General features: G+C 65.5%; 8 protein-coding genes. 5 read left to right on the plus strand and 3 right to left on the minus strand.

Translation table 11 applies throughout. The annotated features are described in order from the left end of the window. Positions 1-60 precede the first annotated feature (60 nt). On the minus strand, positions 61-558 hold the full coding sequence (locus CFB24_RS05220; RefSeq protein ID WP_088519448.1) for a Ros/MucR family transcriptional regulator: 498 nt from the start codon (positions 556-558) through the stop codon (positions 61-63). A 184-nt stretch (positions 559-742) separates the two neighbouring features. Here CFB24_RS05220 and CFB24_RS05225 point away from each other — a divergent pair, with 184 nt between their 5' ends. Together CFB24_RS05225 and CFB24_RS22435 are read left to right on the plus strand one after the other, a co-directional pair. Next, the gene (locus tag CFB24_RS05225; protein WP_088519449.1) at positions 743-1153 is read left to right on the plus strand and encodes a DUF6481 family protein; all 411 of its coding nucleotides are present in this window, start codon (positions 743-745) and stop codon (positions 1151-1153) included. A gap of 249 nt (positions 1154-1402) precedes the next feature. Beyond that, positions 1403-1630, plus strand: coding sequence for a hypothetical protein (locus tag CFB24_RS22435; RefSeq protein ID WP_141098357.1), 228 nt, complete (start codon positions 1403-1405; stop codon positions 1628-1630). A 625-nt stretch (positions 1631-2255) separates the two neighbouring features. On the opposite strand, the gene CFB24_RS05230 is transcribed toward CFB24_RS22435, so the two are convergent. Further along, positions 2256-4400, minus strand: a complete 2145-nt coding sequence (locus CFB24_RS05230) for a putative bifunctional diguanylate cyclase/phosphodiesterase (protein ID WP_088519450.1) — start codon at positions 4398-4400, stop codon at positions 2256-2258. Positions 4401-4478: 78 nt separating this feature from the next. Beyond that, positions 4479-5531: an AraC-like ligand-binding domain-containing protein gene (locus CFB24_RS05235; protein ID WP_088519451.1), complete on the minus strand. Its 1053-nt coding sequence runs from the start codon at positions 5529-5531 to the stop codon at positions 4479-4481. A 254-nt stretch (positions 5532-5785) separates the two neighbouring features. Between CFB24_RS05235 and CFB24_RS05240 the strand changes: the two genes are divergently transcribed. The 3 genes from CFB24_RS05240 to CFB24_RS05250 all read left to right on the plus strand — a co-directional run. Continuing rightward, positions 5786-9067, plus strand: a complete 3282-nt coding sequence (locus tag CFB24_RS05240) for an autotransporter-associated beta strand repeat-containing protein (RefSeq protein ID WP_088519452.1) — start codon at positions 5786-5788, stop codon at positions 9065-9067. Positions 9068-9425: 358 nt separating this feature from the next. Further along, positions 9426-11150: a hypothetical protein gene (locus tag CFB24_RS05245; protein ID WP_088519453.1), complete on the plus strand. Its 1725-nt coding sequence runs from the start codon at positions 9426-9428 to the stop codon at positions 11148-11150. Positions 11151-11316: 166 nt separating this feature from the next. Beyond that, the coding region (locus CFB24_RS05250) for an STAS domain-containing protein (protein ID WP_210190737.1) at positions 11317-11546 on the plus strand (230 nt) is incomplete at its 3' end.

The raw sequence follows: 11546 nt of genomic DNA on the forward strand, positions 1-11546 counted from the left end.
CGCCCACTTCACTAAAGCGCTATGGGGAGCGCGCTTCGCGAGCGGCTTTCTCCCGGCGTCCTAAACCACGCGCTGGGACACGATTTTCTTCTCGGCTCGCGGCTTCGGAGCCGCTTCAGCAGGCTCTGCAATGGCCGCAGGCGCTTCCGTGTCCGCCTTTTTCCGTCGCTGCTGCCCAAGCCCGATGGAGCGCGCCAGTTCCGACCGCTGTGCCGCGTACGCAGGCGCAACCATCGGGTAATCGGTCGGAAGCTTCCACTTTGCACGGTATTGGTCCGGGCTCAGACCATAATCGGTCATCAGGTGTCGCCGCAGCGATTTGAACCGACCGCCGCATTCCAGACAGATCAAGGCGTCATTTGTTAAGGATTTCCTGATCGACACTGCCGGTGTCGGTTCTGGCTCAGGAACGGCGAGAGTCTTACCAGACACGATCTTCAAGACCGTGTCGTGAACCGACGCAATCAATCCCGGCAGTTCAGCGAGCGGCAATGGATTGTTGGACACATAAGCAATCACAATGTGCGTGGTGTGCTCGATATCTTCGAAGTCAGACATTGTCACCTTTCTGAGCGAATCGCTTTTTAGCGTCGACAATAGAAGCTAATGAACTGAAATACGCGCCTTCAAAGAGACAGTGAGCATGAGCAGGTCGCTCTCGATCGTTGGTTGATCGGGAAATTTGACGCCTGCGACCGGGACGCATACACGTTACATCAAATCCCCTCAGAACAGGATCAAAATGGCGATGTTCAAAGGCGCGAGCTTTCAGGACAGACAGAAGGCGATAGCAGAGGCTAAAAAGGCATTGCTGGAAAAATTCATGGCGCGGCCAGCCGCCGACGATCCCGTCGTGCTTCAGCGCGAGGCGGAGCGCCGGGCCATTGCCGTTGCGCGCGAGGCGCGGGCCGCCGAGCGGGCGCGTCAGAAAGCCGAAGAACTTGCGGCTATGCAGGCGCAGTTGAAAGCCGACGAAGAAGCGCGCAAGGCGGCAGGCATCGTTGAAGCCGCCAGACTTGAGCTTGAGGCGGAAGCGGCGATTCAGGCCAAGGACCAGCTCGAGATTGAAAAGAAGGCCGAACGCGACGCACGCTATGCGGCGCGCAAAGGGCGCAAGGCGGAAGCCAAGTCAGACAAGCGGCGTCACCGCTGAGACGCTCCATTTGTCGGCCTTGGCTCACATTCTCGAATTGAACGAACTGTGGGTTGGATGCGCGACAGAGCTGCGCTTGACTGAATTCGCGTTTGCCGGGCGGCGGCGCCAGAGAGCTGTTGACGAGTAGGACTTGTTTCATGGGCGCCCCCATAACCCGAGTCGGCAGGCACCGCCGCGACGATAACGTCGCGACCGCTGGCTTACGATGGCAAGGCCGACGCAAGCGCGACGTGATGAAGTCGCACCATGGAATCATTCCATGCAGGGCGTTTTAAAATGAAAATTGCACCCGGCCTCACCAAACCGAGTTTCGTCTCAAGCTTCTGTCGTCGTCTCGCGTTCTCGGCGTCAAAAACGGTTTCCGACCGTCACGACCCGCGCCCAGAAAAAGCCGCAACGCCTTCGATTACCCCGCTGTCGCCAAACGAGGATTCCGTCTGGAACCAAGTCTGGCGTGGAGCGGTCTATTCGTAAGGGCGAAGGCGCTCCGCCTCCAAGCGCTCCTTTTTAACTCGTCTTGGGCGATCTCGCTTGGAGACGGTCAGTCTTTGACGGACCGTCCGCGTCCGAACGCCATTTCTCGCCTTCACCGCGCGTTTCGAAGCTGGCTCTGTGCAGAACAGGGTTGAGTTTTCCGTAGATCGGGATCACCACGCGCCAGTCATCATTTTCGATGTCCACGACATATGAAGGCGATGCGGAAGCTGTCTTTCGAGCCATGGGAATTCCGTCTCTTGTCCGATCGAGAACGGATTCACCATCGAATCGCCCCTCACAAGTTGTTAATAATGTCTTAAGCCTGACCCAGGCTTGCCACATCGGGAGTCTAAACACACTGCGGACGAGGTGGTCTCGCGCGGCTGCGCCTGTGTCGTGTTCGAAGCCGACATGCCGCACTCAGTCCGTGCGCCCACAAGCGTGCGCCCGGTTGACCGCAGCGCCAGGGAGCATGCCCTTGGGCGGCATGCCACGCACTCGTCGAGCCCGCCCATGACTGTACATTCCACCGGAAGCGATCCCTTTATCGCCCACCATTTCGCAGATTTGGTTCAGACGGCGCGATGCAGCTGCGTCGCCGCCGGGGCGACGAACGCCTGTTTCAAGCGGCCGCGCCGGCCGCCGCCAGGGGCGCGATCAGACGAGCGGCGTCGGTGGCGGCGAGCGCCTTGCCAAAATGGTAGCCCTGTCCGAAATCGCAGCCCATCCGATTCATCATTTCGGCCGTGCGCGCGTCTTCAATCCCTTCGGCGACGACCATCAGATTCAATCCGCGCGCCAAATGGATGACGGAGCGGACAATCAGCGCGCTTTCGGAATCCTCGAAAATCGTCTTGGTGAACGACTTGTCGATCTTCACCTTGTCGATCTTGAACTGGCGCAAATGATTCAAGCTGGAAAAGCCCATGCCGAAATCGTCCAGCGCCACCGTCATGCCCGCCGCGCGCAGGCGGACCAGAATGTCCCGCACCAGATCGACGTCGCCGATCAAGGCGGTTTCGGTGATCTCGACCTCCAGTCGCTGCGGCGGAAACCCCGCGGCGCGCAATTGCGCGAGCAAATCCTCCGGGAACCTGCGGTCGCGCAATTGCGCCGGCGACAGGTTGATCGACAGCACGACGTCCTCCGGCCACAGCGCGGCGTCGCGACAGGCCTGAGCCAGCATGGCTTGCGACAGTTCGACGATCAGGCCTTGCTGTTCGGCCAGCGGAATGAAAATTTCGGGCGACACCTCGCCGAGTTCGCGATCGCGCCAGCGCGCCAGCAATTCAAACCCGCGCAACCGGCGCGTGGCGAGATCGACGACCGGCTGGTAATGCGGGGTGATCTCGCCAGACGCCAACGCCCGGCGCAGCGCCTTCTCCAGCCCGACCAGGCGGCGCAATTCCCCTTCCATCTCCGGCTCGAACTGGCAGACCGGGCCGGGCTGGCGCTTTTTCGCGCGATACATGGCGATATCGCCAGACGACAGCAGCGCGACCGGATCGATCTCGCCTTGCGAAAGGGCGATCCCGACGCTGGCGCCGATCTCGACACGATGATCGACCACCGCGATCGGCGCGCGCAACGCCGCCACAATGGCATCGGCGAGCTCGCGCGCGGCGTCCACGTTGGCGCGGCCGGCGAACGACATGACGACGGCGAATTCGTCGCCCCCGAGCCGGGCCACCATTCCACCGCGAGGAACCACCTGCTCAAGGCGTTCGGAGACGGCGCAGAGAACGAGATCGCCGACCATATGGCCCAGCAGGTCGTTGACCGGCTTGAAGCGGTCGAGATCGACGATCAGCAGCGCGCAACTCGTCTCCGCCTCGCCGCGCCCCTCGCCAATGGCGCGCAGTTTGGCCGCGAGCGCGCGGCGGTTGGGCAGATTGGTCAAAGGGTCGGTCAAGGCCATGGCCTCGGCCCCTTTTCGCGCGATCTCGGCGTCGCGATGCGCGCCCTCCAGCTCGGCGAGATTGTCGCGGAACACGCGGAAGGCGTCGGCCAGGGCGGCGATTTCATCGCGCGCCTTGCGAACCGGAAGGTCGATATCGGTGCGGCCCTGGGCCAGGGCCGTCAGCGCCGCCGTGATCTGACGCAGCGGCGCGAAAATGGCGGCGCGGGCGCGGGCGTAAAGAAAAAGCGCCGCCAGGCTCACGATCGCCGCCGCAGCCACCATCATGGTCATGATGGATCGCGACATGGCGTTGGCGGCCTGCACTTCCTGGTCGATCCTGTTCTGGCTGTCGTCCGAGAGGGCGTCGAGCGCCGCCTCCGTGTCGGCATAGGCCCTGTGGAGGGGACCGTGGAGGCCGCCGGTCTCCCCCTGGCTGTCGGCGCCGGCGAATTGCGAATCGTGCCGCTCGGCGTAATTCCGCCAGGCGACGCGGAATCGATCCAGCAAGCGGGCGTCGGCCCGACCTTGCATGATCGCGTCGATCTGAGCCATCAACTGGCCGACCTGGGCGCGGCGCTCCGCGAGCAAGACGAGGGATTCGGCGCGCTCCGCCTTACTTTCCGCGCGAGAGATCGACATTTCAATGAGGCGCAGTTCGGAAACCTTATCCGCCAGCTCGCCGAAGAAATGGACCTCAACCAGTCCTGTCCGCTCGATGGACTTCAGTTTTTCGTCCATCGTCCACAGACCGAAAATGCCTGCTGACGATACGGAAGCAACGAGAGCGAAAAAGCCGAAGATGACCAATGTCATCTTCGCGTGGATCGATCCCGTCCATCTTATCTTGTAAACTCTGCTGATCGCCATAATGGAAAAACTAAACGCGACGCCCTAATCGTTTATTTAAATAACCTTGAGATTCGTGGAATTCCGGAGCGCGCAACGTCAGGCGCCCAACCGGGGCGCGATCTCCCGCATCCAGCGCGTCAGGGGCGACGCGCTCGCGGCGGCGCCGTCCTCCGGCGCCCGTTCGCTCAACAGCGCCCGCGCCGCCCTGGGGCTGACGCCATAGGCCGCCTTGAACGCGCGGCTGAAATTGGCCTCGCTGCCGAGATTCCATCGCCGCGCCACTTCGCTGACGCGCGGTCCCCGCGACGTCGCCGCGGCGAGATCGAAGAACGCCCGATGCAGGCGGCGGCTGCGAATATAGTCGGCCACCCCGCCGAGCGGCGAGAACAACCGGTACAGCGAGGCGCGCGACAGGCCGAAATGTCCCGCCACCGACTCGGCGGACAGATCGGCGGCGTCGAGTCGGGCCTCGATATGCTGGCGGATGCGCAGCAGCGACAGGTCGTCGGCCCCGCCGATAACGGCGTCGCGCCGCTCCAGTTCGCCGCGGAGACAGGCGACGATCAGCGCGATCGCGCCGTCCGCCACGGCCTGACATTGGTCGAGGGTCAGGCGCGGCGCGCAATCGAACAGCGCCGCGAAATGCCGGCCGAGAAGCTGCGTGAGCGCGCTTGCGGCGGGCAGGACGAGGCCATGCAGCGCGTCCGGCTGCGGCAGGCGCCGGTCGATCATCGGCCGGGGAATCACCAGGTTGAAATTCTCGAAGGCGGTGGCGCGGGTCTCCAGCGTCTGGGCCAGGTCGAGCACGCAAATGTCGCCGGGGCCGACGCGGATCGGCGCGCCGCCGGCGACGCCCTCATAGCCGCCGCTCACATAGAGCTGGACGACAATGTGGTCGACGCCGCTGCGCGCCACGGTTTCCGCCGTGCGGCGAAACCGCTGGCCGCTGGCGCGCGACCGCCCGAACAACAGCGGACCCAGGACATAGGACTGCAGGTCGGCGTGGAAACGGCCGGGCTCGCCGGCGGCGAGTTCGTCGACTTCGAACAGGGTCGCCACCGCCTCGCGCCAGGCGGCGATATTGGCTTCGGCGCCCATCGCTTCACCTTGGATTCCAAAGCTCGGCACGACCTGCGCCTTGTCGCGCATGTCTTGTCCCGAGGGCTTCAAGTCAATTCCGCCCGGCTCCCCAAAACGACGGTGCATCTTGCCTTCATCTTTTCATGGACCTTGACAATCTGAACCATGAGCCGCGCCGGCGCAATTCAAAAATCTTCTTTCCATCCCCCCGTCTCAATCACTTGTTCCGGCGTCTTATCGACCGCGCGCATTCTTGACGCTGCGCAACCTGTTGCGGCTAATCGTCGCAAAGTTAAAGCAAACCGGAATCGGGGCGGAATTCGATGAAACGGAACGTTTTTCTCGCGGCGCCGCGCCGCATGGCCTGGCGCGCGCTCCTGCTGGCGGGGACATCGCTGGCCGCCACGGCCGCGCGCGCCGACGACGGCCCCGGGCCGATCGGGCCGCCGGTTTTTCCCGCGCAATATTGGGACGGCTTCTCGACCAGCCCGACCGGCGTTCCCGGCGGCGAAGGCGGCGACGGCTATTGGCGTCCGGCGTCCTCCTCCCCCGGCGCGGTCGCCAATTTCACCACCGCCGACGGGACGGCCAATTCGGCCTGGCAAGGATCCGATGCGGTGTTCGCCGGCGCGGCCGGCACGGTCTGGGTCGATGGCGCCGTGGGCTTCGTCAGCGCCCGTTTCATGGTCACCGGCTATGATCTGGCCCCACCCGAAATGACGCAGGCCGCGCTGCTGCTCGCGCCCGACCACAGCACGGTGACCACCGACCCCGGGGTCTCCGCCACCATCGACGTCAGCATCGAAGGCCCAGGCCGCGCGCTGGTCAAGGAGGGCGCGGGCACACTGATCCTGGACGATTCCTACGGGGCGACGAACACGCAGTCCGCGACGATCGTCAACGGCGGCGTCCTGCAAATCACCAGCGGCGCCCTGCTGGGCCAGGACGCCGGTTCGGGGCTGTCGGTCGCCATCAACAATGGCGCGACGCTGGCCTATCACAACGCATATCTCGACTACCCGCCGCTGGCGGATGGACGCAGCACGAGCTTCGCCGGCGACGTCATTCTCGGCGAAGGCGGCGGCGTCATCCGGGTGGACGACGCCTCCAACCGCCCCGGCGATCCCGACGCCGCGACCCTGAACCTGCAAGGCGGGCTGTCCGGGCCGGGCGGCCTCGCCAAGACGGGCACGGGCACGCTGGCGCTTTACGGCGTCTCGACCTACGCCGGCGCCACCGACGTGCGGGCGGGCGCGCTTGACCTGTTCGCCTCGGGCGCGCTGGGCGCCGGCGACCTCACCATCGCCGCGGGCGCGATGGTGCGCGCCTATGTGGGCGACGCCAGCGTCGCAACGCTCAATGGCGGCGGCGTCTTCTCCTTCGCTTCGGGAAGCGCGCAGAGCCTGACGGTCGGCGGCGGCGCCTTCTCCGGCCGGATCGGGGAGATCAATGGCGCGACGGGCGCGCTGGTGAAAACCGGCGCCGAAACCCTGACGCTGTCCGGCGCCAATTCCTATGCGGGCGGAACCCGCGTGACCGGCGGAACCCTGGCTCTGGCCAACGCTCAGGCCGCCGGTTCGGGCGCCATCGCGCTCGCCGACGCGACCGCCCTGCGCTTCGCCGCCAGCGGCATGGTCGTCGCCAATGCGGTCACGCTGGCCGGAACCGCCCGTCTCGATTCCGGCGACGGCGGCGCGACATTGTCCGGCCCGATCACCGGCGCGGGCGGCTTCACGAAAACCGGGGCGGGAACCCTGACCCTCGCCGGCGCCAACAGCTATTCCGGCGTCACCACCATCTCCTCCGGCGTGTTGCAGATCGGGACCGGCGGCGTCGCCGGATCGCTCGGTTCGGGCGCCGTGGTGAACAACGCCAGCCTGCTGTTCAACCGCTCCGACGCCGTGACCGTGTCGCAGACCATCGGCGGGACCGGCGCGCTGACCCAGGCCGGCGCGGGAACGCTGACGCTGGCGGGCGCCAATTCCTATGCGGGCGGGACCTTCGTGCAGGCCGGCGCGCTGGCCGTCGGCGACGCGCAGGCGCTCGGTTCGGGGGCGCTGCATCTCGCCGACGCGACGGCGCTGCGCTTCCTCTCCTCCATGACCCTGTCGAACGCGCTCGTCTTTTCCGGCGCGGGCGACCCCGACATCGACACGGCCGCCTCCCATGTCACGTTGAGCGGCGCGATCTCCGGTTCGGGCGCGCTGACGAAACTGGGAACGGGAACCCTCGTTCTCACCGGCGCCAACAGCTACACGGGCGAGACGCGCGTGGCGCAGGGCGCGCTGGAGGTGAATGGCTCCATCGCGTCCTCGACCATTGTGGAAAACGGCGGCGCGCTGGCCGGCGTCGGGACGGTCGGCGCCGTCGCCGTCGCCTCGGGCGGCGCGCTGGCGCCGGGCAATTCCGCGCAGCCGTTCGGAACCTTGCGCGCGACCGGCGACGTCGCCTTCTCCTCGGGCGCGCGTTATGTCGTGTCGTTCGGGCCGGCGGGCGCAAGCCTGCTGACCACGACCGGCGCCGCCAGCCTCAATGGCGCGGTCGCGGCGAACTGGACGGGCGGCGACGCCGTCGCCGGAAGCCGCTACACCATCCTGACCGCGCGCAACGGCGTCTCCGGCGCCTTCAGCAGCCTCACGGTGACCGGGCTCACCACCAACCTGCCGGTGCTGGCCTATGACGCCAACGACGCCTATCTCGTCTTCAACGGCCTCACCCGCGACGCCGTGACCTCGTCGTTCGACCGGCTGGCGGGCGACCGCATCGGCGCGCTCGTCACCCATGGCGTGCTCGCCGGCTTGCTCGACGGCCTCACCGAACAGATGGATTGCGACAGCTGCGTCACGGCGTTCGGCTCGGTGGGGGCGCTCAGCGTGGGCGCGCACGGCCGCCTCAAGCTCAGCGAGAATTTCGCCCTGCTCGGCGGCGCGGCTTTCGCCCGCTATCACAACGGCGGCGTCGAGGTGACGGGTTCGCCGATCTTCCTCGCCGCGCTGCGCTACGACAAGACGGAGTGGGGCGACTCGCGCCCCTTCGCCGAAATCGGCGGCTCCGCCTCGCCGTGGCGGCGCGCCAGCTTCAAGCGCAGTTACGATGACGCGGGCGTCGGCCGGATCGGAACCGGCGTCGCCGACGCCGCGACCTATTCCGTGTTCGGCAAGCTCGGCTGGATTTATCGCTGGTCGCCCAGCGACGAGGCGGCTTTGTTTGGCGGGCTGTCGCGGAGCTGGCAGTTCGTCTCCGGCTATGTCGAAGGCGGCGCCGGCAATTCCTCGCCCGCGACCATCGCCGCCGGGGTGGACAGGCTGGATGCCGCGCGGATCGGCGGCCACTGGACGCATGTGTTCGGCGGCGCCATCGAAACCGAGGTCTCGCTCGCGGGCGCGCAATCGCTGGACGCCCGCAGCGGGCTGAGCGGCGGCGTGCTCGGGCTGTCCGGCGTGCGTGGCGCCCTCGGCGATTATCGCTGGGCCGAATATGGCCTGCGCCTCGGCTACCGCTTCGCCGACAATGCGTCGGTGAACCTGTTCGCCGACGGAACCCTTGGCGCCCGCCCGGTCGGCGACGCCATTTATGGCGGCGCGGGCCTGCGCCTGGCGTTCTGACAAAACTCGGACGCCGCCGGCCTGAACAGGACCGGCGGCGGATCATTTATTGTCCTTTTATTAGTTTACTGTAGAATCTCATCAACTTACCCACTCCTGTGCAAACAAATCAAAACGCTGTTTGCATAAGACTTGCTCTATAATTACGTTCGGTAAAGTGGAGACGACCGGTGACGTCAAGTAATTACATTATAGCATTGCACGACACCCCCGACCGCGCGCATGCCTCCTTCGCGCAACATATGGCTCCGACTCTTGATGGGACGACCGGCGGCGCTTGCGTCTCCGGGTTTTCCGCGCCGATCAACGCAACGGCGCCCGACGACGCCGCGCGTCCTGAACTTCGGGGACGCCGTCAATGACCCTTGCGTTCCAAACGCCGCGCGGCGAGGTCAAGGCCGCCCTGGACCCCGCCTTCTTCCAAACCATTCACGACCGGCTCGAACAGGCGCGCCGCGAGATCGAACAAAGATTCCTCAACGCCGGCGGGGTGCTGCTTGAAGCGCGCGAGAACATCCAGGTTCTGACCGAGGCGCTTGACCGCATCGCCGGCTCGTTCGGCCGGGATCGGGCGGACCAGACCATCGGCGCGTTGCGCGGCGCCATCGCGCAGCTGCAGGAACGGATCGCGCGGGAGCATGGCCGCGGCGACGACCTCCAGGCGACGGCGGAGCGATTGTCGACGATCCAGGCCGAGATTTCCAAGATCCACGCCATTCTCGGCTATCTCGCGGCCTGCGCGGTCTCCACGCGCATCACCGCCGCCGGCAATGACAAGTTCATGTCCTTCGCCGATGAAATCGCCAATTATGTGCAGAAGGCCGAGCATGAGGTGGCGGGATTCTCGCGCAAGGTCGGGCAGATGACGTCCGAACTCGACCGCATCGGCGAGGAGCACGCGCATGTCATCGAGGTCGTGGGGAGCGCCGCCGCCGCCGCCGCGCCGCAATTGATCGAAGCGGCGCAGGTCGTCGACCGCCGCCGCGCCGAACTCGAAAAGCTGGCGGGGCACGCGGGGCCGGTGATGCATGCGGCGGCGAGCAAGTTTGGCGGGGCCCTGTCCGCGCTGCAAGTCGGCGACATGACCCGTCAGCGCATCGAGCATGTGCAGGAAAACATTCAGGCGCTGCTCGACCTGATGCGCGGCGCGACGGACGACGCCGGCCTCCGCATCCCCGTGCTGCGCCTCCTGAGCGCCCTCACCGGCGCGCTGTCGCAGGACTTCGACACGGACGCCCGCGCCATCGTCGGCGCGCTGCAGGGCGTCGCCGTCGACGCCCGCGACATCCACAGCCTCGTGGGGAATTTCACCGGGCGCAAAGGCCGCGCCGAGCCCACCCATGACGTCGTGGAGCGGCTGGGCGCCATGCGGCATCTGGTGGAGGGGATCGAGGCGGCGGGGCGGCGGTCGGCCGAGGTCGACGGCACCATCCGGCGGCTCGCGGTCGAATTGCTCGACAACAAGGAGGACATTGGCAATCTGCGCCATGTCCAGAGCGACATTCGCCTGCTCGCCATCAACGCTTATCTGCATTGCTCGCGCATGGGCGACCTCGGGCGCACCATCGGTGTGATCGCCACCGAGATCAATCGCGAAGGCGACAAGCTCGGCCGCAGCGCCAACGTCATTCTTCAGACACTGGGCGCGCTCGGCGGGACGGACGCGGCGCCCGCCGACGCCGGCGGCGATTTGGTCGCCGGCCTCGACGCGGTCGGCGGCGCGCTGCGCGAGATGGACAAGGAGCTCGGCGGCAGCATCGACCTGATCGCCACGCGGGGCGAGACCATCGCCGCCCGTATCGACGCGGCGGTGCAAGGACTCGATTTCAGCGGCGCGCTGGGCGAACAGCTTGCGGCGTGCTCGGCCGCGCTGCGGCAGGCGATCGTCGAGGCCGGCCCCGCGCCCGAGGCCCCTGCGGAGGCGCTGGCGGCGTTTTCCGAAGCGGCCTATGGGCGCTACACGATGAACAGCGAGCGCGAACTGCATCTGAATGTTTTTCCCGAATTGCGGGCGCGCGTCGCAGCTGTTGACGCGTCAAAGGCCGAACCGGCCGAAGAAGACGTCGATGAGTTCTTGTTATAGCCAAGCTCAAGTTATCACTAATAACCTTACGTAATAAATATTACGTAAGGTGATTTATTTGCGACGTATACGGTAAATGCGAAACAATTCTATTCATAATATACAAAATTAACGTTATGTTTACGCGCACTCCAGAATATTCACGCTGACACTGGAGCAAAATAAAATGCCGCAGACTGAGCCCGTCGAAGCGCAGTTTTGTTTTGGCGACAATATTACGATTCGTAATATTTCCGACCTCAAGGACGACCTGCTTGGCCATCTGACCCTGGCGGGTCGTCTTACGTTGGTCATCGACGACGATGCGCTTGTCGATTTGAGCGGCGTTCAACTGATCGTCGCCGCGCAAGCCTTCGCCCGGCGCGAAGGCAAGGCCCTTCGCCTCGCCCGCCCGGC

The organism is Rhodoblastus acidophilus (assembly GCF_900187365.1).
In the GTDB taxonomy this organism is placed as follows: domain Bacteria; phylum Pseudomonadota; class Alphaproteobacteria; order Rhizobiales; family Beijerinckiaceae; genus Rhodoblastus; species Rhodoblastus acidophilus.

Excerpts from the sequence above, each read along its gene's own strand:
- CFB24_RS22435 (WP_141098357.1), top strand. The coding sequence starts at position 1,403 with ATGGAATCATTCCATGCAGGGCGTTTTAAAATGAAAATTGCACCCGGC.
- CFB24_RS05230 (WP_088519450.1), bottom strand. The coding sequence starts at position 4,400 with ATGGCGATCAGCAGAGTTTACAAGATAAGATGGACGGGATCGATCCAC.
- CFB24_RS05235 (WP_088519451.1), bottom strand. The coding sequence starts at position 5,531 with ATGCGCGACAAGGCGCAGGTCGTGCCGAGCTTTGGAATCCAAGGTGAA.
- CFB24_RS05225 (WP_088519449.1), top strand. The coding sequence starts at position 743 with ATGGCGATGTTCAAAGGCGCGAGCTTTCAGGACAGACAGAAGGCGATA.
- CFB24_RS05240 (WP_088519452.1), top strand. The coding sequence starts at position 5,786 with ATGAAACGGAACGTTTTTCTCGCGGCGCCGCGCCGCATGGCCTGGCGC.
- CFB24_RS05245 (WP_088519453.1), top strand. The coding sequence starts at position 9,426 with ATGACCCTTGCGTTCCAAACGCCGCGCGGCGAGGTCAAGGCCGCCCTG.
- CFB24_RS05220 (WP_088519448.1), bottom strand. The coding sequence starts at position 558 with ATGTCTGACTTCGAAGATATCGAGCACACCACGCACATTGTGATTGCT.